This is a genomic window from Methanofollis fontis, assembly GCF_004297185.1.
Taxonomy (GTDB): domain Archaea; phylum Halobacteriota; class Methanomicrobia; order Methanomicrobiales; family Methanofollaceae; genus Methanofollis; species Methanofollis fontis.
Genome location: NZ_PGCL01000002.1, coordinates 159,304 through 180,704, shown reverse-complemented (window position 1 = coordinate 180,704; position 21,401 = coordinate 159,304). Strand labels below are relative to the sequence as shown.

At 63.2% G+C, this 21,401-nt stretch carries 20 protein-coding genes and 1 tRNA gene; 15 read left to right on the top strand and 6 right to left on the bottom strand.

Annotation, left to right across the window (positions count from 1 at the left end; all coding sequences use genetic code 11):
• Positions 1 to 26: 26 nt before the first annotated feature.
• On the bottom strand, positions 27 to 1,280 hold the full coding sequence (locus CUJ86_RS04545) for an agmatine deiminase family protein (protein ID WP_130646381.1): 1,254 nt from the start codon (positions 1,278 to 1,280) through the stop codon (positions 27 to 29).
• Positions 1,281 to 1,549: 269 nt separating this feature from the next.
• On the opposite strand from CUJ86_RS04545, the gene CUJ86_RS04540 reads away from it, so the two are divergent.
• Entirely contained in the window at positions 1,550 to 1,789 is a 240-nt protein-coding gene (locus CUJ86_RS04540) for a hypothetical protein (RefSeq protein WP_130646380.1), read from the top strand.
• Positions 1,790 to 2,074: 285 nt separating this feature from the next.
• A complete protein-coding gene (locus CUJ86_RS04535) occupies positions 2,075 to 2,488 on the top strand; it encodes a response regulator (protein ID WP_165394778.1) in 414 nt (137 codons plus the stop codon).
• A 109-nt stretch (positions 2,489 to 2,597) separates the two neighbouring features.
• On the opposite strand, the gene CUJ86_RS04530 is transcribed toward CUJ86_RS04535, so the two are convergent.
• Positions 2,598 to 2,682 (bottom strand) — tRNA-Leu (locus CUJ86_RS04530).
• Between the two features lie 229 nt (positions 2,683 to 2,911).
• Between CUJ86_RS04530 and CUJ86_RS04525 the strand changes: the two genes are divergently transcribed.
• Positions 2,912 to 3,466, top strand: coding sequence for a TATA-box-binding protein (locus CUJ86_RS04525; protein WP_130646378.1), 555 nt, complete (start codon positions 2,912 to 2,914; stop codon positions 3,464 to 3,466).
• A gap of 3 nt (positions 3,467 to 3,469) precedes the next feature.
• Here the strand turns inward: CUJ86_RS04525 and CUJ86_RS04520 are convergent, their stop codons facing one another.
• Genes CUJ86_RS04520 through CUJ86_RS04510 form a run of 3 tightly spaced genes read right to left on the bottom strand, consistent with a single transcriptional unit; the run spans position 3,470 to position 7,603 of the window.
• A complete protein-coding gene (locus CUJ86_RS04520) occupies positions 3,470 to 6,232 on the bottom strand; it encodes a DEAD/DEAH box helicase (protein ID WP_130646835.1) in 2,763 nt (920 codons plus the stop codon).
• On the bottom strand, positions 6,159 to 6,899 hold the full coding sequence (locus CUJ86_RS04515; RefSeq protein ID WP_130646836.1) for a metallophosphoesterase: 741 nt from the start codon (positions 6,897 to 6,899) through the stop codon (positions 6,159 to 6,161). The genes CUJ86_RS04520 and CUJ86_RS04515 overlap by 74 nt, the downstream gene beginning before the upstream one ends.
• The gene (locus CUJ86_RS04510) at positions 6,896 to 7,603 is read right to left on the bottom strand and encodes a hypothetical protein (protein WP_130646377.1); all 708 of its coding nucleotides are present in this window, start codon (positions 7,601 to 7,603) and stop codon (positions 6,896 to 6,898) included. The genes CUJ86_RS04515 and CUJ86_RS04510 overlap by 4 nt, the downstream gene beginning before the upstream one ends.
• A 77-nt stretch (positions 7,604 to 7,680) precedes the next feature.
• On the opposite strand from CUJ86_RS04510, the gene CUJ86_RS04505 reads away from it, so the two are divergent.
• The 3 genes from CUJ86_RS04505 (at position 7,681) to CUJ86_RS04495 (ending at position 12,928) form a co-directional block, all read left to right on the top strand.
• Positions 7,681 to 8,649, top strand: coding sequence for a replication factor C small subunit (locus CUJ86_RS04505; RefSeq protein WP_130646376.1), 969 nt, complete (start codon positions 7,681 to 7,683; stop codon positions 8,647 to 8,649).
• 62 nt (positions 8,650 to 8,711) lie between these two features.
• Positions 8,712 to 10,835: a minichromosome maintenance protein MCM gene (locus CUJ86_RS04500; protein WP_130646375.1), complete on the top strand. Its 2,124-nt coding sequence runs from the start codon at positions 8,712 to 8,714 to the stop codon at positions 10,833 to 10,835.
• A 2-nt stretch (positions 10,836 to 10,837) separates the two neighbouring features.
• Positions 10,838 to 12,928 carry a minichromosome maintenance protein MCM gene (locus tag CUJ86_RS04495; RefSeq protein ID WP_130646374.1) on the top strand — a complete coding sequence of 697 codons (2,091 nt, stop codon included), beginning with the start codon at positions 10,838 to 10,840 and terminating at the stop codon, positions 12,926 to 12,928.
• Between the two features lie 776 nt (positions 12,929 to 13,704).
• Here CUJ86_RS04495 and CUJ86_RS04490 read toward each other — a convergent pair.
• Positions 13,705 to 13,932 (bottom strand): hypothetical protein, encoded by a 228-nt coding sequence (locus CUJ86_RS04490; protein ID WP_130646373.1) that lies wholly within the window; start codon positions 13,930 to 13,932, stop codon positions 13,705 to 13,707.
• Between the two features lie 360 nt (positions 13,933 to 14,292).
• Here CUJ86_RS04490 and CUJ86_RS04485 point away from each other — a divergent pair, with 360 nt between their 5' ends.
• From CUJ86_RS04485 to CUJ86_RS04445, 9 genes are read left to right on the top strand one after another with little or no spacing between them, the layout of a single operon-like run.
• Complete coding sequence (locus tag CUJ86_RS04485; RefSeq protein ID WP_130646372.1) at positions 14,293 to 14,631, top strand: dihydroneopterin aldolase family protein; 339 nt, start codon at positions 14,293 to 14,295, stop codon at positions 14,629 to 14,631.
• Positions 14,618 to 15,445, top strand: a complete 828-nt coding sequence (locus CUJ86_RS04480) for a TatD family hydrolase (RefSeq protein ID WP_130646371.1) — start codon at positions 14,618 to 14,620, stop codon at positions 15,443 to 15,445. The genes CUJ86_RS04485 and CUJ86_RS04480 overlap by 14 nt, the downstream gene beginning before the upstream one ends.
• Before the next feature lie 43 nt (positions 15,446 to 15,488).
• Complete coding sequence (locus CUJ86_RS04475) at positions 15,489 to 15,779, top strand: DUF424 domain-containing protein (protein WP_130646370.1); 291 nt, start codon at positions 15,489 to 15,491, stop codon at positions 15,777 to 15,779.
• Positions 15,780 to 15,781: 2 nt separating this feature from the next.
• Positions 15,782 to 16,822 carry a 60S ribosomal export protein NMD3 gene (locus tag CUJ86_RS04470; RefSeq protein ID WP_130646369.1) on the top strand — a complete coding sequence of 347 codons (1,041 nt, stop codon included), beginning with the start codon at positions 15,782 to 15,784 and terminating at the stop codon, positions 16,820 to 16,822.
• Between the two features lie 2 nt (positions 16,823 to 16,824).
• Positions 16,825 to 17,694, top strand: coding sequence for a class I SAM-dependent methyltransferase (locus CUJ86_RS04465; RefSeq protein WP_130646834.1), 870 nt, complete (start codon positions 16,825 to 16,827; stop codon positions 17,692 to 17,694).
• Positions 17,691 to 18,824, top strand: a complete 1,134-nt coding sequence (gene coaBC / locus CUJ86_RS04460; RefSeq protein ID WP_130646368.1) for a bifunctional phosphopantothenoylcysteine decarboxylase/phosphopantothenate--cysteine ligase CoaBC — start codon at positions 17,691 to 17,693, stop codon at positions 18,822 to 18,824. The genes CUJ86_RS04465 and coaBC overlap by 4 nt, the downstream gene beginning before the upstream one ends.
• Positions 18,806 to 19,666, top strand: coding sequence for a pantoate kinase (locus CUJ86_RS04455; RefSeq protein WP_130646367.1), 861 nt, complete (start codon positions 18,806 to 18,808; stop codon positions 19,664 to 19,666). Before coaBC ends, CUJ86_RS04455 begins: the two co-directional genes overlap by 19 nt.
• Positions 19,663 to 20,403 carry a 4-phosphopantoate--beta-alanine ligase gene (locus CUJ86_RS04450; RefSeq protein WP_130646366.1) on the top strand — a complete coding sequence of 247 codons (741 nt, stop codon included), beginning with the start codon at positions 19,663 to 19,665 and terminating at the stop codon, positions 20,401 to 20,403. The genes CUJ86_RS04455 and CUJ86_RS04450 overlap by 4 nt, the downstream gene beginning before the upstream one ends.
• The gene (locus CUJ86_RS04445) at positions 20,390 to 21,388 is read left to right on the top strand and encodes a replication factor C small subunit (RefSeq protein WP_130646365.1); all 999 of its coding nucleotides are present in this window, start codon (positions 20,390 to 20,392) and stop codon (positions 21,386 to 21,388) included. Before CUJ86_RS04450 ends, CUJ86_RS04445 begins: the two co-directional genes overlap by 14 nt.
• Positions 21,389 to 21,401 lie beyond the last annotated feature (13 nt).

Below are 21,401 nucleotides of genomic sequence, written 5' to 3'. Positions count from 1 at the left end.
CAATGCGACAGGGGGCGAACCGTCCCTCAGGGTTCCTGCTGCGAGGAGCAGTGGATCCCCCCGCCGCCGAAGTTGATCGGGATGGTGTTGATCATGACCACGGTGCGGTCAGGGAAGAGGGACTGGAGGATACGTTCGGCCTCCATGTCCTTCTCCTTCAGTGATTCGGGCATCTCCATGCCTGGCATATAATATTTCTGACCCAGGACAACCCCGTTGGAGATGAGGAAGTTGCAGTAACTCTGTGCGGGCACGACGGTGACGGGCTGGCCGTACGGGAAGGCCGTGCCGTCGGCATAATGCGCATAGGCAACCAGATTCGCATATGCCTCGTCCTCAGGGGTGGCGGTGAAATAGACCATGTCCGGCACCGGCATGCGGACGATCCGCAGGGGGTTGCCGTCCTGGTCGACGGCGTTCTTCAGGATCTCGTAGTTCTCCTCCATCCGGCGCCGGTTTTCCGCGGCCACCGGGTCGTTTGCCGCCTCCTCCGCGGTCACCTCGGCGAGCAGCACAGTGTCAGGGGAGACGAACCGGCAGTACTCGTCCACATGGTTGTTTGCAGAGGCGGTGCGGTAGGCGACGCCGACACCGTCCGGACCCGGGATGGTGGTGGTGTCATAGCGGTCGTCCTCGACGAGGCCCTGTTTCAGCCAGATGATCGCGGTGACGCCGAAGAGGCGCCTGAACTCCTCCTCGATCTCCTCGCGGGCCATGTTCGGGTTGCGCTGGAACTCGCAGGACTCAGTGGTGATCAGCGTCCCCCGTCCATTGAACTCGCGGTCGCCGCCCTCGCTGACCAGGCGCGTCATGACGCTTTCAAGCCCCATATCGGCCGCCACATCGCGGTCAATCCGCTCCATCATCCGGGACTGGATGTCGCTCTGCGGGAAGTAGCCCCAGCAGTTGAATGCACAGTCAACGATGCGTTTCTCTCCCTCCCCATTCACGGTGAAGATCGGTCCGAAGTCGCGCCAGTAGAGCATGGTGAAGTTCTTTTCATAGAATGAGATGTGGCCGGTCGGGACGTCGTGCTCCCTGAGCACCGAGAGTACATGCTCCTTCTGCGCTGTATCGGGCACGCAGATACGCACGTGGACGTGCGGGGAGAGGCCCTCTACGATCTCGAGCATCACATCGTCGGTCTGGTAGCCCCGGATATACTCCTTTGTCAGCCAGCCCAGCCAGACGGCGCTCTGTTCCTCAAACTCTCCAGGAAACCTCCAGGAAGGAGACGTTGCACTTTTATTGGGTGCCCGGGAATCGAATCTGTGTTTCATGCTACCACCGGAACAGGATCTAACGGTACTTGAGGGAGGCACATATAAATGATCATTCATTCTGGGCAGAATGATAGACATTACGAAAATTGAGCCATATTTATCCACCATATGTCATATAGAGAGAAAAAAGAGTTTGATCGACTCTTCATCCCTTTGTGTGGGTCGCCGGAGATCTTCGTCCGTCACCCACTGCGGCGATCAAAAAACCGGCAGGTTCTACGGGGATAAATACCGGCAGGGAGAAGAGATGAAAGGAGTGTCCGGGAATGAGACGGTTACACAATGTCCTGCTCGGGCGTGTGGTGCTGGTGCTTGCCTGCACGACACCCTGTGCGGGCCGGGATGACTGCCCCCGCGGCTACGAGGACGACTGGTCCCGCGCACCTGTTTCCTGTACGCCGATACAAACGGTGATGGTATCTGCGACCATGCACAGGACGAACCCCTCTCCAGAGCGGCGGATGCAACAGGGCGACCTGAGGTTGAGGCGGCAGGGGTGTCGGTGAAGGCGGGACCGTCACCCCGACCACTGAGATGATACTGGTGCCGATCACCACCTTCCCTGCACCGGTCGGTGCGGTGGCGTTTCTTATGAGAAAGCGTTGAAAGGGATCCCTCAGGATTCTGATAGGATGGATCGCCTCCCCCCATACCAGAAAGAGGATATAATATCCCCATTTTGGGAGATTTGGACACAAAAAATTCAGAAAAAATGAGTTCAAAGAACATTGAATTTTTAATATTGGAAAATATTTATATAATATGGCCAGATATTAGAGCACCATACGGGTGTGATCGAACTGACCTTACCGTTGGATGAACTCAGGGTGCTCTATGTGGACGATGAAGCAGGATTGCTGGACCTGATTGAGACATATTTCAGGCATTACAGCGATTTTGATATTGATACCGCCATCTCTGCACAGGAAGGTTTGAGAAAACTCCACCTATCCCCCTACGATGTCATCGTCTCCGACTATGAGATGCCAGAGATGAATGGGATCGAATTTCTGTTAGCTCTCCGCTCGGAAGGGAACACCATCCCCTTCATCATCTTCTCGGGCAGGAGACGGGAGGAAATAGAAATGAACATCCTGAATGCTGGTGCCGATCACTATATCCAGAAAGGCGGAAACCCGATGGCCACATTTGCCGAACTGAAACATCATATCATCCACACAGCTGCCTCAAACATGGCACAGTAAAACCCGATTACCCCGAAACACAACCACATTCGCCTCCAAAATCTCTTTTCAGGAGTGGATTGTCATCCATGGCATCGGCGCTGCTACAGAATGAAATGTGAAAATGAGATGCGAGGGACCGGATTCGAACCGGCGAACTGCTACCAGAATAGGCCCTGAACCTATCGCCTTTGACCTGGCTCGGCAACCCTCGCGCCAATAACTGTTACATCTCCCCCAAAATAAAGATATCCACTCCCCGGACCGGGATGGCCGCATCCAACCGCCTGGAAACAGCGGGCAGGCGGATCGTGCGCATGCCCGGAAGCGAGACACCCCCAATACCCGGAAAAACCCCAAAATTTCGACTAATGCGGGGAGGATCCACCGTATCATAAATATTGCCAGTTAGTATTATGGTGCGGGCGGATGCAGACATATATAATGGAAGGTTCAAGGTACGAGTCACTGAAGATCGAGAATATCGTCGCATCAGGGGTGATCGCAGACACCATCGACCTCGGCGAAGTGTCCAAGAAGATCCCGAACTGCGAACTCAATACCAAACGTTTTCCGGGTGCGGTGTACCGAATCGAAAAGCCAAAGATGGCCACCCTCATCTTCTCCTCGGGCAAGGTGGTGCTCACCGGGCTCAGGAACCGTGACGCCCTGTATGAAGGGCTCAATATTGTTGTTTCCTCCCTGAAAGAGGCCGGTGTCGACACCTATGAGGTGCCGAAGGTCGGGATCACCAATATCGTCTGCTCGTACGATATCGGGCGCTATATCAACCTGAACAAGGTGGTCATCACCCTGAACCTCGAAAATATTGAATACGAACCCGAACAGTTCCCCGGACTGGTCTACCGCATCAAAGACCCCAAGATCGTCGCCCTTCTCTTCTCCTCCGGCAAGATCATCCTCACCGGAGGCAAAAACCTCGAGGACATCAAGCGGGGCCTCTCCTTCCTCGAGCAGAAACTCGAAAGCATCATGTGAGGTTCACCAGAATCGGCGGGTAAGGACATACTTCCTCTCCGCCTTCTGGATCTCTCGGTAGAATGCATCCCCTTCGGTCGCACGTGCACAGATCCGCGCCGCCGTCTCCGGACCGACACCCCGTGCGGCAAGGGCGGCGACCGCCGGTTTTCCATAGGTGAGCACAAGATTGGCGTTTCGCAGGGCGCGTGCTGCTGCCGCCTCCTCCTCTGTCGTCCGTTTCTTCTTCCTGACTGCGGCGGTCACGTCCTCCTCCCATGGCTTGAGAGCGGCGATGAGGCGGGCCGAACACTGCGGGCATGTCGGGCGTTCCGGCACCCGCTCCACCCGCGTCCTGCTCTTCCAGCGCTTGCAGTGCATGCAGAAGAGGATCACCTCGTCCCCGGCGATCCGCCGTTTCAGGCTGGTGATCACCGCCTGATCGGCCGTCGGTGGCGGGATGATATCACGCGAGGAGGTCAGACCCTCGGCCCCCAGGATCGATAGGGGGCCGCAGTGGAGGTCCACATCGCCACCCTGCACCGACCTGAAGACCTCGGCGGCGGTGTCCGCATCCAGGTAATCCCTGAAGAGTTCGCTATAGGCCTCCTCCTGGACCACCGTGCCGTCGAAGGTCTCCAGGAGGCGGTGGATGCTGATCCGCTCGTAGTCGGCGTCGGCATCGATCGCCCCGAACTTCTTTGCCACCTGCACGAGCTTCCACTTGAAGAGGGCGGTGCGGCGGAGGGCGAGGCGGAGGATGCCGGGTATATGCGCCGGATCGGTTTCGAGCAGCAGATCCCGCACCTCCGCGGACCGGATCCCCTTTGGCAGCCTGAGCACGGCACGGTAGGCGCCGGCCTCGATCCCGACTGAGGTGCCGTGACGGGCGGAGATCAGGATGGAAAGGACGCGGGCGATCGTCTCGTTCGCCCGGTGTCCGGCGCAGATATTGCAGACCACACCCTCGTCTGAGTTCTCAACGGTGATCAGCCGGTCGGTCGGGACCGGCGTGCGGTTTCTGTCCATCTCGCCCAGGTATGCCGCCACATAGCGAGCGGCATCGGGGTCGTCGGTATAGGCGCCGATCTCCCGCCCCCTCCTGAGCGCCCCGACCTCCTGCGCCACCGCCCACGGCACCGGGATCTGCTCACCCTCCCAGGAGGGGAGTTCGCCCCGCGCCTCCCGCGCCGGTTCGACCGTCAGCCTCCCCTCCTCGAACTCGAGCACCCGCCAGAGCTTCCCCCGCGTGATGAAGACGGCGCCCGGATGGACAAAACCCACCACAAAGGACTCGTCCAGGGTGCCGACCGTGCTCCGGGTGACGATGTCGAAGACCGGCACCTTGCGCTCGTCATGGATCATCGAGAGGTTGGCGGCCAGATAGCGGCGGGCGCGGGAGGTGGTGATGATCCGGCGCTCCCGCCCCTCCCCCTCGATGCGGATGAGGCGGTGCGCCGCCATCTGCTCGCAGACCCGGTCGAGGAGGGAGGCGGCATCGGTGAAACACCCGGAGCGCTCCACGACGGAGAGCAGCCGCGAACAGGGGACCTCGCCGTATTCCACCGCCATGGCGGCGACAACATTGGCCAGCACATCGGCGGCGTTCACATAGGGCGTCACCGCCTCCACCGCCGATGCCCGCGCCCGCCTGACGATCACCAGCGACTCCAGAAGGTCGTCGAAACCGGTGGCCAGCACGGTGCCCCGGGAGACGGCGAAGAGGTGGTGCCCGGCCCGCCCGATGCGCTGCACAAGGCGGGCGACCTCCCTCGGGCTTCCGAACTGGACCACATGGGCAATGTGTCCGATGTCGATGCCGAGCTCCATCGAGGAGGTGCAGATGAGGGCGCGCAAGACGCCGTCCCGGAAGCGGTCCTCGGCATCGACCCGCACCTCCTTCGAGAGCGACCCGTGGTGGACGTCGACATCGCCCCGTTCGAGGAGGGCGTGGCCGAGTGCCTCGGCGGTGACGCGGGTGTTCACGAAGACCAGGGAGGAGGGGCTGGCGTCGATGAGGCCCCCGACGCATCTGGCCTGCCGGGAGAAATCCCCGTCGCAGAGGCGGACCGAGAGATCGAGCCCCTCCGCCACCGGCACCTCGACGAGACGGAAGGGGCGGTCCCCGCAGAGGTAGCGGCCGATATCCTCCGGGTTGCCGACCGTGGCAGAGAGCCCGATCCGCTGGAACCTGCCGGCATATTCCTCGAGACGCTCGAGGGCGACGGCAAGCTGCGCCCCGCGCTTGCTCCCGGCGAGCTCATGGATCTCGTCCACCACCACATGGCGGATCCCCTCCAGGTGTTTCCTGAGGCGTTTACCCATGAACAGGGCCTGCACCGTTTCTGGCGTGGTGATCAGGAGGTTGGGCGGATTTAAAGCCTGTTTCCGGCGCTCGTTCTGCGGGGTGTCGCCATGGCGGACCCCAACCGTCAGCCCGAGATGGCCGCACCACCAGGCCAGCCGCCCCAGGATATCGCGGTTGAGGGCGCGGAGGGGGGTGATGTAGAGCGCCCTGAAACCCTCACCGCCCTCCCGCAGCAGGGAGTCAAAGACCGGGAACATGGCGCTCTCGGTCTTGCCGGTGCCGGTGGGGGCGATCAGCACCAGGTTCTCGCCCTTCAGCAGGGGCGGGATCGCCCGTTCCTGTGCCTCCGAAAGGTCTGCAAAACCCCGCTCGCCGATCAGGGCGCAGACGCGAGGATCGAGGAGGTCACGCGCCCCGCTGCTCCCTGATCTCCCCGAGTCTCCCGATATAGGTTCCGTCACGCAGCCATACCTCGGCATGCTCCTGATCGATGCACCGTGCAAGCGGCCCGAGCCCGCTCTCCCCCACCCCGAGCACGTCCACCCCGCCAGAGAACTCGCAGGCCGGGGGCAGGACAAGCAGGCGCGTCTCTGTCCCCGCATACTCGCCCAGCAGGGGGGAGTAGAGGTAGGCGGGTTCGGCCCTGAGCGAACACCCCACCTCGTCGGTGAGGGAGACGACCGGGTGGAGGTGTCCGCAGACAATGAGACGGCCGAGAAGCGCCGGACCGGGGTGAGTATGGCCGTGGAGGTAGCCCACCCCGTCGATCACCGTCCCGGCGGCAGGCAGGAGTTCACCCTCCTGCAGAAAACGGGCGAGCCCCCCGTCATGGTTGCCGGGAGCCACCCTCAGGGGGGCGAGACGCCTGAACCGGTCCAGGATGGCCGGAAGTTCGGCGTACTCCTGCCGGCTGGTGAGCGGGACCGAGTGCTTGACGTCGCCGAGCAGCAGGACGAGGTCGGGCGAGGTCTCCCGGACGGCGGCGAGGGCGCGTTCGGCCCGGGCGGCGCTCTGGCTCTGCACGTGCACGCCGGAGCGTGCAAGCCCGGACTCGATACCGAAGTGCAGGTCCGCGATAACGAGTACGCGGAGGTCGTTCTCCATCAGCAGCGCCGGGCATTCTGGCAGGAAGACCGGACCGCTCATATCAGCCTCACCTGCCCGCTCGACGGCATATAACACTCCCCCTCCTCCATCAATTCCTCGAGCGCCGATTCGGCCGCCACCCGCTCCACCCCGCGCACCGCCGCGGCGGCGAAGAGGTCCTCCTCTGCAATCCGTCTTCCCGGGGCGTCCTCCAGAATTGAGATGAGCAGGGAACGGACGTCTGGAGGCGGGGCGACCGGGGAGTCGGAGACCGTCCTGAGGGCTTCGTGGACCATCCGGGCAAGAGCGACCAGGGCATCGCCGTTTTCACCGGCATCGACCGCCCGCTCGATCCTGAACAGGGTGAGATCGGCCGTCCTGAGCACCCAGAGGTCCCGGACGGCGCGATCGGTCCGCACCACCGCCTCGGGGATGATCGCCACCCGTCCCTCCAGAAGACCCGGCACGCCGGTCACCGTAATAAAAGCGGGGGGGGCGATCGCCGTCAGCGCGGCGGCCTGCCCGGGTTCCCGTCTCCCGGCGACGACCTGAACCGTGCCGGTCGGGTCGGCCACACGGGCATGGACCCGCCCCCCCCTCGTCCCGACATGGGTGAGGGCCCCGGCAAAAAAGAGGCGCTCGACCGGATCGCCGGTGACCGAGCGGAACCTCCCGTCCGCACACCGATCCAGCCCGGCGATCTCCCCTGCAAAGAGGCGGGAGGTGCCCGCAAGGGCGCCCCTTCCCCCGTCCGGCGTCTCCATCGTCTAGGCGTGTACCCGGGGCGGTATTAAAGATCAGGATGGAACATATTCAAGTCCGGAGAGACAACCACACTGTAATGGAGGGCAACAGCACCATCTGGATCGAGAAGTACCGGCCCCGCTCCCTGGAGGACATGGTCGGTCAGCGGCAGATCGTCGAGCGTCTTTCGAGTTATGTGCGCAGCGGGAGTCTCCCCCATCTCCTCTTCACCGGACCCGCCGGGGTGGGCAAGACCACGGCGGCGGTGGCCCTGGCAAAGGAGTTCTTCGGCGAGACCTGGCAGATGAACTTCCGGGAACTGAACGCCTCGGACGAACGCGGCATCGACGTCGTGCGCAACCAGATCAAACAGTTTGCCCGCACCTCGCCCCTCGGCGGGGCGACCTTCAAGATCCTCTTCCTCGACGAGGCCGATGCCCTCACCTCCGACGCACAGGCGGCCCTCCGCCGGACGATGGAGAACTACGCCCAGTCCTGCCGGTTCATCCTCTCCTGCAACTATTCCTCCAAGATCATCGACCCGATCCAGAGCAGGTGCGCCATCTACCGGTTCAATAGACTGGGCGAGGGGGCGGTCGGCGAGCAGGTGCATCGGGTGGCGGAGGCCGAAGGGCTCTCCATCACCGACGACGCCGTGGAGGCGATCGCCTATATTGCCGAGGGGGATATGCGCAAGGCCCTCAACGCCCTGCAGGGGGCGGCGATCCTCTCCGACCGCATCGACGCCGGCATGATCTACGAGACCACCTCCACCGCACGCCCGGAGGAGATCGCCGAACTTCTTGACCTCTCGGTGAGGGGAGACTTTGCCGGGGCGCAGGGGGCGCTGCGCACCCTGCTGCGGGACCGCGGCATCGCCCCCGGCGAACTGATCGGGCAGTGCTTCCGCGCCCTCACCAAGGCGGAGATGGACACCGCCCTGAAGGTGGCCTATATCGACCACATCGGGGAGGCAGATTTCAGGATATCCGAGGGTGCCGACGCCGAAATCCAGATGGAGGCCATGATCGCCCTCTTCGTCCTCTCGGCACAGAAGGCGGCGTGAACACCTTCACCCCGCACGCCCATGATATTATCACACGTATGCACACACGGTAGGCAACAGGAATGGCAGAGCGAAAGACAGCCGAGGTGACCGACGTCGTCAGCGACTGGGAGACATTCCTCAGGCGGCAGTACAACAAGAAGGAGCGGGTCGAACTCGCCAAGGAGTTCCCGCACAAGCGATCGTTCTACATCGACTACCGGAACCTGGAGGCCTTTGGAAAGCGCGGCCTCGCCCTGGCCGATCAGTTAATCGCAAAACCGGAGAAGGTGATGGGGGATGTCAAGGACGCCCTCGTCCGCCTCGGGATCATCGAGGAGAAGGACCGCCCCGCCGTCCATATCCGGTTCACCGACCTGAGCAGGAAAACGGCGATCCGGGCGATCCGATCAAACCAGATCAACACCTTTGTGGCGGTGGAGGGGATCCTGCGCAAGACTACCGAGGTGCGGCCGCGGATCACCACGGCGGTCTTCAAGTGCCTGGAGTGCGGGCAGCTGACCCCGCCCTACCCGCAGAAGTACGGGCGGTTCCAGGAGCCCTTCCGCCTCTGCGCCACCTGCCAGAAGAAGACGCCCCTCGAACTCGTGCCCGAAAAATCGGCGTTTGTGGACGCCCAGAAACTCCGGATCCAGGAGTCGCCGGAGGGGTTGCGGGGCGGCGAACAGCCCCAGACCCTGGACGTGGACGTCACCGACGACCTCACCGGCGAATCGGCGCCCGGTGACCGCGTGGTGATCAACGGCATCCTCCGCTCATTCCAGCGGATCAACGCCGGCACGAAGTCCACGCTCTTCGACATCTACCTCGAATGCAACTCCATCGAGGTGGCCGAGAAGGAGTTTGAGGAGGTGAACATCTCAGAGGAGGACGAGGCGGAGATCCTGGAGCTCTCGAAGGACCCCAGGATCTACTCCAAGATCCCCCGCTCGATCGCACCGACCATCTACGGCAACGACGACGTGAAGGAGGCGGTGGCCCTGCAGCTCTTCGGCGGCATCCCCAAGGAGATGCCGGACGGTTCACGGCTTCGCGGCGACATCCATGTGCTGCTCGTGGGCGATCCGGGTATTGCAAAGTCCCAGCTGCTCAGGTATATCGTGCAGCTCTCCCCCCGCGGCATCTATACCTCAGGCAAGTCCTCCACTTCGGCCGGTCTGACAGCGACGGCGGTGAAGGACGATTTCGGCGACGGGCGCTGGACCCTGGAGGCCGGCGCACTCGTGCTCGCCGATATGGGCATGGCCGCAGTGGACGAACTGGACAAGATGGACAAGGAGGACCGCTCCTCCCTCCACGAGGCGATGGAGCAGCAGTCGATCTCGGTGGCAAAGGCCGGGATCACCGCCACCCTCAAGTCCCGCTGCGCCCTGCTCGGGGCGGCGAACCCGAAGATGGGCCGGTTCGACGAATATGCGCCGATCGCCGAGCAGATCAATATGCCCCCGTCTCTTCTCTCCCGCTTCGACCTGATCTTCATCATGACCGACAAGCCGGAATCGACGCGGGACACGGCGATCGCCGAGCACATTCTCAAGTCCCACTCGGTCGGCGAACTGATCGAGAAGAGGAAACGGATGCACGTGGAGGGGGTGGACGACGCCTATATCGAGCGCGAGCTGCGGCCGATCACCCCGGACGTGGATCCCCTCCTCTTCAGGAAATATATCGCCTATGCAAAACGGAACTGTTTTCCGACGATCACCCCGGAGGCGCGCGAGAAGCTGCGGGACTACTACCTCAACCTCAGGAATCTCGCCGACACCAACAAACCGGTGCCGGTCACCGCCCGTCAGCTCGAGGCGCTCGTCCGCCTGGCCGAGGCCTCGGCGCGGATCCGCCTCTCGCCGACGATCGAGATCGCCGACGCAGACCGGGTGATCAAGATCGTGGACACCTGCCTGCGCCAGGTGGCCTATGACGCCGAATCCGGAACCTTCGACATCGACAAGTGGACCACCGGCGTCTCCAAGCGGCAGCGCGACATCATCCGCACGATCAAGGAGGTGATCCGTGACGTCGGTGGAGACGACGGATCCGCCAACCTCGAAGAGGTGATCGAGGAGATGGGACGGCAGGGCTTTGCAAAGGACAAGATCGACGGTACGCTGAAGATGCTGAAGAACGAGGGGCAGGTGATCGAGCCGCGGCCGGGGATCATCAGGCTCTTCGAGCGGGAGTATTAGGGATGGAGGGCGTCACCGATGTGGTCGGCGAATGGGTGACCTTCCTCTCCCGCTACTGCCGGCGCCAGCTCGCCGAGATCGAGCGGGAGTTCCCGTTCAGGCGTTCGCTGTATATCGACTACCAGGTGCTGCAGGCATCGGGTAAATCGGGCCTGCGGCTTGCGGACGAGGTGATCGACCGGCCCGGCAAGGCGATCGGCGACATCAGGGACGCCCTGCGCCAGCTTACCGCCATCGGCGAGGACCGCGTCGGGGCAATCAATGTCCGCGTCCATGCCATCGACCGGATCACGGCGATACGCGATATCAGGTCGTTCCATATCGGCCGCTTTGTCTCGGTGAGCGGGATCATCAGGAAGACGACCGAAGTGCGGCCGCGGATCATCGAGGCGGTCTTCGCCTGTCCGGGGTGCGGGACGACGGTGACGCTGCGTCAGGGCTACGGCCAGTTCGAGGAGCCCGAGAACTGCCCGAACCCGGAGTGCAACCGGCGGAAGCTGAAACTCCTCCCTGTAAAATCCCGGTTTGTGGACTCGCAGAAGATCCGGATCCAGGAGTCTCCCGAAGGGCTGCGCGGCGGCGAACGCCCACAGACCCTGGACGTGGAGGCGACCGACGACCTCACCGGGATGATCGCCCCCGGCGACCGGGTGGTGCTCAACGGCATCCTCCGCTCGAAACAGCGGGTGACCTACGGCACGAAGTCCACGCTCTTCGACATCTATCTCGACCTTTCCTCGGCCGAGTCGCCGGAGCGTGAGTTTGAGGAGGTGAACATCTCAGAGGAGGACGAGGCGGCGATCCTGGCACTCTCGAGGGACCCGGACCTCTACGAGCGGATCACCGGATCGATCGCCCCCTCGATCTACGGCAACTTGGAGGTGAAGGAGGCGATCGCCATGCAGCTCTTCGGCGGCGTGGCAAAGGACCTCCCCGACGGGTCGCGGCTGCGCGGCGACATCCACATGCTGCTCGTGGGCGATCCTGGGATTGCGAAGTCCCAGATGCTCCGCTATGTGGTGCAGCTCTCGCCCCGGGGCGTCTATACCTCGGGCAAGTCCTCCACCTCAGCCGGTCTGACGGCGACAGCGGTGAAGGACGATTTTGGTGACGGGAGCTGGACGCTGGAGGCCGGCGCACTCGTGATCGCCGACATGGGGATCGCCGCTGTGGACGAGATGGACAAGATGGCGAAGGACGACCGTTCCGCCCTGCATGAGGCGATGGAGCAGCAGACGGTCTCGGTGGCAAAGGCCGGGATCACGGCGACACTGCGGTCGCGCTGCGCCCTGCTCGGGGCGGCGAACCCAAAACTCGGGCGATTCGACGCCTTTGTGCCGATCGCCGAGCAGATCAATATGCCGCCATCCCTGCTCTCCCGATTCGACCTGATCTTTGTCATGACCGATACCCCAAACCAGGGGCGGGACACGGCGATCGCCGAGCATATCATCAAGGCGCACCGGGTGGGGGAGCTGATCATGCGCTCGTCGGCGGGACCGCTCTCCGATGAGCACACCAGACTGCTGGCGGCGGAGAGCGTGGCGGTGGAACCCCCGATCGCACCTGACATGCTCCGCAAGTATGTGGCCTATGCAAAGCGGAACGTCACCCCCTTGATCACCGACGACGCCCGTGAGATGCTCATCGCCTATTATCTCCGCCTCCGAACGCTGGCCGACGAGAACAAGCCCGTGCCGGTGACCGCCCGGCAGCTCGAAGCCCTGATCCGCCTCGGGGAGGCGTCGGCGCGGATACGGCTTTCGGAGACGGTGGAGAGGACGGATGCAGAGCGGGTGATCAGGATCGTGGACACCTGTCTGCGGCAGGTGGCATATGATGCCGCCACCGGCACCCTGGACATCGACAAGTGGACGACCGGGATCACCAAGAAAAAGCGCGACGGTATCAGGATGATCAGGGAGACGATCCGTGAACTCGGTGGCGAGGATGGCACCGTCCGCATCGCCGAGGTGGTCGAACGCATGGCCGCCGAGGGCTTCGACCGGGAGGAAGTGAGCGAGCAGATCGAGAAGATGATGCGTTTTGGAGAGGCGATGCAGCCCAGGCGAGGGATCGTGCGCCTGATCTGAAAGTCGTACATCGGGTTAATCCCTTTTTTTCGTCATGCCAGGAATGGTGTCAGGAACTCTCCCCTCCTCTCAGGATGCCCGCAATTGTTTTTTCCCGGTTCCCGCGTGGCGGGGGATGAGATCCCCCGCGAATTGCACAGGTAAGGATGAATAGAATGAGCATCGGGATGCTCATTCATTCATAGGAGGAATTCATGGAAAGCAAAAAAATGCGGCACTCTCGATGCCGTTCACACCCAGGGAGCCGGTCTTTGTGCCCCTGAACAGGATACGGTTTGAGAGGTGTATGATGATAATGCCTGTGTTATGGAACGCTCTGGGTGAAAGGACGTTCTGCAGTACTCCTTTGCAGAGATGTATGCCCTCATGGCAGCGATTCGGGCAATGCTGATTCATCAATGTACCCGCCAGAGGCGCGAATCCCGGCATCGGCACGAGATATGCCACAGAATAAGGTAATACCCACACGGTATTTAATAGGTTATATCATACCCATTAAATATCAAAAATGTTTGATCAGAGATAAAATCCTGAAAAATCCACCATATGCCCACATAATCCATATTGGAGCGACATGGCCCCCATTTCCTGGAGCAGATTGATCGGCCGTATTTTCCACAATTCGCCCATATTTTCACCAGATGGAGCCGATTCATTCTACCAGAACAGGAAACGCCAAATTCAGCGCCATTACATGAAAATATGGATTTTATAACGATTTTATGATCCCTATAGAGCACCGGCGCGCCGCACCGGCGGGCGTCATTTTCTCCCCCTCAGAGCAGACCCTTCTGGAGACTCTCCCAGAGGGTGTCGACCGGTTTTCCGACCGAGGAAGCCGCGTCACGTCGGTCCTTGACAAAGCAGAAGCGGGCCGGATAGGGGCAGGTGTCTGGATAGAACGCATCACAATACGAACCGCCCGACGAAAGGCGGACGGCATGTTCACAGAAGTCGTGTTCGGTCATTGAAATCACCGTAGCGGCGGCCTGAACGGCCGTCACTCACGTAAAAGAGATGGATTCCATATCATATTTATCAATTTATATCACAACAGATAAATAATAATAAAGTCCGGACAGATCAGAGAGGTTCACCGCCGGCGATACAGCGACAGATACAGAGACATATCAATTATTAAGGCATATTTCTGCATATCAACTTCCGAAGAAACCCCGATCATCAGAGGAACCGGCACCCCTGGCTTTTCGCACATTCATACGGCATATCAGGCCACAATTCATGAGCCATTCCAGATACAGGGCGCGCATCCGCCGCCAGACCGCCCCAGACCGGAGGAGGCACCTGCCGGCGGACGGTCTGCGGTCGGACACTATAAATTCACTCATCTCAAACCTCAATCCATGGTTTCAGACGGAGAACAGGCGGCGTTCGAAGCCGGTATCAAACTCGGGGCCCTCTACCACCAGTGGGTCGGCACCCCGATCTCACGGGCGACGGCGGAGAGTGTGGAACAGGCGATCGAGGGGGCGGTCGGGCTCCAGCCCTATGTGCAGGAGATCAGGGTGAGGCTGAACCGCGACCTGATGACCGAGAACCCGTTCGGCTACTCCGAACTCTCGGGGAAGATGTTTGCGGTGGAGATCGTGACCGAATACGGCGGAGCGCGATGCACCGCAGAACTGCACGATACCGGTGAATATCCGCTGATGAGCATCCGGCAGATCGATGAAGCACCCTGAGATCCCGATCACCGACGATCATATCCACTTCAACCCACGCACGGGCCGCGGGGTGGAGGCGGCAAAGGACTTCCGCCGGGCGGGGGGCACCCACCTCTTCATGGTCGCCCTCCCCGCCTACTCCCTGGGGGTGGTGCCGCGAAGGGGCGAAGACTACCGGGAGGCATTCGAGGAGACGTTGCGGGTGGCGCACCAGGTGCGGGAGACCGGGATCACGGTCTTCCCGGTGCTCGGCGTCCACCCGGTCGAACTCCTGAGGTATGCCGAAGAGGTGGGGCTTATGGCCGCGGAGGAGATCGTCTGCGCCGGACTGGATCTGGCCGCCCACTATGTGGAAGAGGGGCGGGCGGTCGCCCTGAAAAGCGGGCGCCCGCATTTTCCGGTCGATCCCGAGGTCGCCGCCGCCTCAGAACGGGTGCTCCTGCATGCGCTTGGCTGTGCCGCCGACTGCGGGTGCGCCCTCCAGGTCCATGCCGAGAGCGCCCCCTGCGCCGATATCGTCGACCTGGCGCGGGAGACGGGGATGGACCCCGGACGGGTGGTGAAGCATTTCGCCACCCCGGACACGCCGCTTGTGCCGTCATTTCTTGCCCGGCAGGAGGGTCTTCCTGAGATGGCGCGAAAAGGGCGGGCGTTTATGATGGAGACCGACTATATGGACGAAAACAGCAGGCCCGGCGCGGTGATGGGGCCCAAGTCCGTACCCCGCGTCACCCGCACAATGCTGGCGGATGGGTCGATCGATCTTGAGGACGCATGGCGGATCCACGCCGAAACGCCTGCACGGGTCTATGGTGTGGAGATTACGCTCTGACCTGATCCACCCCTTTTTTACCGCACCCGCCAATTGAATACTGATGTATCTCAAGGTTCACCGGAGCCCGGAGGGCGAGGTGGTGGCGGTCTGCGACGCCGATCTGCTCGGCACCACCCTCAGCCATGGCGATGTGCAGGTCAGCATCACCGGCGCCTTCTACGGCACCGAGCGGGCGACCGAGGAGGAGGTCCGCTCCGCCCTCAAAAACGCCAGCAACGCAAACCTCATGGGGGAAAAAGCGGTCGGGATCGCCATCGCCATGGGGTTAATCACCGAGGAAGGGTGCATCTCGGTCGGCGGTGTGCCGCACGCCCTTATCATATCGATCTGAATATGGACATACTTACAAGCGTCTGCCCGCGCTGCGGGCGCCCGTCAGTCGGGCTGTGCAGGGAGTGCCGGGCGGGGGAGACAGAATGGCTCACCTGCGAACCGCGGCTGGAGAGCATCTATTGCCCGGTCTGCGGGTCGCAGAAACGCGGCAAGACCTGGTCGGATACGACCGTCGACCGGGAGACACTCCTCCAGGAGATCGCCGCATCCGCCGTCCATCTCCACCCGGATCTTCGTGGTCCGGAGATCACGTTCACGTTCCGGGACACAAGTCCGAACCGGACAATCGCCTCGGCCTCGGTCTCCGGGAAGCTCTATGGTGTGCCGGTGAGCGGGGAGTGCAGAACCCTGATCATCTGGAGAAAGGAGCAGTGCGACCGCTGCAACCGGATCAGCGGCGGGTATTACGAAGGGATCATCCAGGTCAGGGCAACCGGGCGGAGACCGTCGCTTTACGAGACGGAAACCGCCGCACGGATCGCCGAGGAGAGCGAGAGCGCCCTGCAGGATGCGGGCGAACGCCTGTCGTTCGTCTCGCAGATCGAGGAGAAAAAGGACGGGCTGGACATCGTCGTCGGATCCAACCACATCGGGCAGGTGATCTCGGGGGCGATCGCCGGTGCGCTCGGCGGGCGGGTGACCACCCACCCCAAACTCGTCGGCGAGAAGGATGGTAAAAGGCTCTACCGCATCACCTTCCTGGTCCGCCTGCCCCGCTACCAGAGGGGCGATGTGGTGGTGGTGCGCGACCGCTACCTGGAGGTGCGCTCGACCTCCCAGGGGCAGATCCATGGCTTCGACCTCCAGGAGGGGAGCGGCCGCATTATAAAGGAGGACGAGATCGAGCGGCAGGTCGGGAATGTCGGCGAGGCCGAGGACGCCCTGGTCGCCTATCTCTATGACGACATCATCGGCCTCCTTGACCCGAAGACCCAGGAAGCAGTGGAGTGCCGGGCCTACGGGTGGCTCCGACCTGAGGAGGGCGGCATGATCCGGGTTGTCAGGGACACCGAGACCGGGCGGTTCGTGCTCGTCGGATGAGCATGAGGGTCAGACGGGTCGAGAAACGGCACCTTGCGGCAGCGGTCGGTGAGGAGTGGGTCGACCCGGACCGCCGCCCCTATGTCGATGGGGAGACGGCCTATGTGCCGGTGCGTGAGGGATTTTTCTGTGATGCCGAGATCCCGGAGCGGCGCCCGTATCGCGGCCGCCCCTTCCAGATGGTCGGAGATACGGCGATTCTGCACGGCGAACGCCCGACCGCAGAGGAGGTGGCGGCGATCGTCGCCTGGCGCCGGCCTGCATGCGTGCTCCACCTCCGCACGATCGACGGGGTGCGCCGGATCCCGGAGGCGGAGGTGCTCTACGGCGAGGCGCACCCGGTCCGCCACCGGGAGAACGGACTGACCTACCATCTCAATCCTGTGGAGGTGATGTATGCCGCCGGGAACCTGGAGGAGCGCGCCCATATGGGACGAATCGTCCGCCCCGGCGAACGGGTCGCCGATATGTTCGCCGGCATTGGCTACTTCACGCTGCCGATGGCGGCGGCGGGCGCCCGTGTGCATGCGACGGAGATCAACCCGGTTTCGTTCGGGTATCTCCAGGAGAATATCCGGGCAAACAGGCTTTCAGAGCGGGTAGAGGCGGTTTGCGGCGATTGCCGCCGTCATCTCACTGGTGTTTATGAGCGGATCGTGATGGGCCATTTCGATGCCCCCTCCTTTCTCCCCGATGCCCTGAGCCATGCCGTCCCCGGCACCGTCATCCACCTCCATGCCGTCGGCGATGCGACGGCGGCGATCTGGGAGGCCCTGGAGGCGACCGATTATTCAGCAACGGTTGATACCCGTAAAGTAAAGAAATATGGGCCGCATATATGGCATGTCGTACACGACGTGGAGCTCTTATGACCGGCGGCAGAATCCTCAGGGGAAAAACAATCGTCCTTGCCGTCACCGGCAGCATTGCTGCCGTCGAGACGGTGCGACTCGCCCACGAACTGCGGCGCCGGGGTGCGGCGGTGACGGCGGTGATGACTGATGCCGCCTGCGGTATCGTGCACCCGGATGCACTGACCTATGCAACAGGAAGGGAGGCGATCACCCGGATCACCGGACTGGTGGAGCACGTGCTCTTCTGCGGGGAGGGAGGTGAGGCCGACCTGCTGCTGGTCGCACCCTGCACGGCAAATACCATCGGCAAGATCGCCGCCGGGATCGACGATACCACCGTGACCACCTTTGCGACGACGGCGCTCGGGCGCGGCATGCCGGTGGTGGTGGTGCCGGCGATGCATGAGAGCATGTACCGCCATCCGGGTGTCGCCGCCAACCTGGAGCGGCTGCAGGGATGGGGGGTCGACGTCGTCCCGCCCAGGATCGAGGAGGAGAAGGCGAAGATCGCCGGTATCGAGGAGATCGTGCTGTATGCGGAACGGGCGCTCTCAGGCCGGCCCCTCGCCGGAAAAAAGGTGGTGATCACCAGCGGCCCCTGCGCCGAGGCGGTGGACGACGTGCGGGTGCTCACCACCCGCTCCACCGGGCAGATGGGCCGCGCCCTCGCCCTCGAGGGCTTCAGGCTCGGGGCGGAGGTGGTGGTGATCCACCGCGATCTCTTCCCGTGCGTTGCAAATGTGCACGCTGAGACGGGAGGGGAGATGATGGAGGCGGCCCTGCGGGAGGCGGCAGACGCCGACATCTATATCTCGGCAGCGGCGATCTCCGACTTCGCACCTGAACAGATAGAAGGAAAGATACCGAGCGGGGCGCCGCTGAGCATCGAGCTCCGACCGCTGCCGAAGGTGATCGACGCCGTGCGGGCGGCGTCCGGTGCGCGGCTCGTCGCCTTTAAACTCGGCTGGGACGAGGAGAGACGGGCGGCGGAGATGCTGGCCTCCGGTGTCTCGATGGTGGTGATGAACGCGCCCCCGGCGATGGGGGCGGAGTCAGGCGAGTTTGAGATCATGACGGAGAGAGGACGGGAACGGATCAACGGGAGCAAGGGGGAGGTGGCGGCGGCGATATGGTCCGCACTGCTGTAGCCTTCTCCCCCGGACATATATCCGGATATTTCAGGAAGATCGCAGGAGAGTCGCCGGCACTGACCGGGAGCATCGGCGCCGGCATCGTCATCGACGAGGGGGTGCTGGCAACGGCATCAGCGGCAGAACGGCGTGAGGTCGTCGTGAGAGAGGTGGACGCCGGGGGGCGGGTCCGCTCCGAATCACAGGGATCGCCGCCGCTGGAGTACGCCATGGAGCGTCTCAACGTGCGGGCGCATGTGGAGACCGCCTGCCGCCTGCCGATCGGCGCCGGTTTCGGTCTGTCCGCTGCGGCCCTTCTGGCATCGATCACCGCCATCGACGCACTCCTCGAACTCGGGCTTTCCAGGGCGGAGATTGCCGCCGTGGCCCATGAGGCCGAGGTGGTGCACAGCACCGGACTCGGGGATGTTTCCGCCTGCCAGGGCGGCGGGATCGCCTGCCGGGAGACGCCGGGTCCCGGAGGACGGATCACCCGCATCCCCTCAGACCAGGAGATCTGGGCAGTCTCGTTCGGCCCCCTGCCGACGCCGGACGTGATCGGATCGGCGGAGCACCTCGAGCGGGTGGCGGCGGCCTTCCCGACAGGGTGCCCGACCGACCTCGAGGGCTTTTTTTCCCGTTCCCGCGCATTTGCCGAGGCGAGCGGGCTTGTCACCGCCGACGTGCGCTCGGCCCTCGAGGCCTGCGACGCCGGCGGCGTGCTGGCAAGCATGACAATGCTCGGGCGGGGCGTGTTTGCCACCGGCGATGGGGCGCGGGAGGTCCTCGCACCCTTCACCGAACCAATCCGGCTGAACGTGGCAGAGAGTGGTTTTCATCTGCTGGAGGTGCGGGGATGATCCCGGAGGACCACCCCCGCCATGCCGCCCTCGTGGTCAGGGAGCACCTGGCCAATGCGATGCGGCGCGGGATCGTTGCCCCGGAGGGGCTGATCGCGCAGGGGCGCGGCGAGGCCTTCGACTATCTCCTCGGGGAGCAGACGACCGAGAGCGCTGCACGGGCCGAACGGACGGCGGCGGCGATGCTTCTTTCCGCCCGGAACCCGGTGATCTCGGTGAACGGGAACACCGCAGCCCTCTGCGCCGCCGCCATCGCCGATCTCCAGCGGGCGAGCGGTGCCGCCGTGGAGGTGAACCTCTTCCACCGCACCGAGGAGCGGATGCGGGCGATCACCGCTCTCCTGGCGGAGGCAGGGGTGGAGGTGCTCTCCGGCGAGCCAGAACGGCTGATCCCCCTCTCCCATGACCGTGCGCTCTGCCTGCAGCACGGGATCGGCGCCGCCGATCTGGTGCTCGTGCCGCTGGAGGACGGGGACCGTTGCGCCGCCCTCCGCCAGATGGGCAAGAGGGTGATCGCCGTCGACCTGAATCCGCTCTCTCGGACGGCGCAAACGGCCACCCTGCCGATTATAGACGAGGTGCGGCGGGCGCTGCCGGCGATCACGGCGGCATGCGCCAGCCTCACGCCGGCGGAGGCAGAGGCGCTGGCCGCCTCAGTGGACGGATCGGTGTATCTGCACCAGGCGATCGATTCGATCGTCCGGAGGCTCCAGGAGGTGGAGCATGCTCTGGAGTGAGAAGTACCGGCCGGCGGACTTCACCGGTATCCTGGGGCAGGAGGAGGCGGTCCGGACGCTGGCCTCGTTTGCAGCGAGCGGGAACGTCCCGCACCTGCTGATCGTCGGTCCGACCGGGACCGGGAAGAGCGCCGCCGTCGGCGCCCTCGCCCGCACCCTCTACAGGGCGCACTGGCAGGAGAACACCACTGTCCTGCCGGCGGCCGACCTCTTCGAGGGGGGGAAGCGGTATCTCGAGGCCGAGGAGCGGTTCGCCCACATCTACAGGAAAGACGAGAGTTTTCTCTCGAACTTCAAGAATATCGTGCGGTGGCACGCCGCCATCCGCCCCCTGGACACCGATTTCAGGCTGATGGTCTTCGAGGGGGCCTCGGCGCTCAGCCGCGAGGCTCAGCAGGGTCTGCGCCGGATCATGGAGCGCTACTCTGGCACCTGCCGCTTTGTCTTCCTGACCACGAACGGGAGTGCGATCATACCGGCAATCGCCTCGCGCTGCCTCCCCCTCACCTTTGTGCCGCTGGAGGACGGTATCGTCCGGCGCCGTCTCGGCGAGATCCTGGCGGCGGAGCGGGTGCCGGCAGGTAAGGTCTCGGCAGACGACCTGGACCTGATCGTGCCCCTGGCCGGAGGCGACCTCCGGCGGGCGACGATCCTCCTCCAGGTGGTTGCCGAATCCGAAGGGCCGGTGGACCTCTCCGAGACAGCGTCCACCGAGACCGGGACGATCGCGGCATCGGTGATCGAGGCATTGATGAACGGCGACCTCTCCGGGGCAAAGAGCAGGGCCGAGTCCCTGATCATCGATTACGGCCTGACCGGGACCGAGGTGGTCCGGGAGCTGGCGAGGGGTGCCGAGCGCCTCTACAATGACCCCCGGATCGCCGTCGCACTTGCCGATGCCGATCAGGTGATCCGGCGCGGCAGCAACGAGTATATCCAGATCAACGCCCTGCTTGCCCGGATCAACAGGGAGGTGTTCTCCTGAGGGGAGAGCGGGA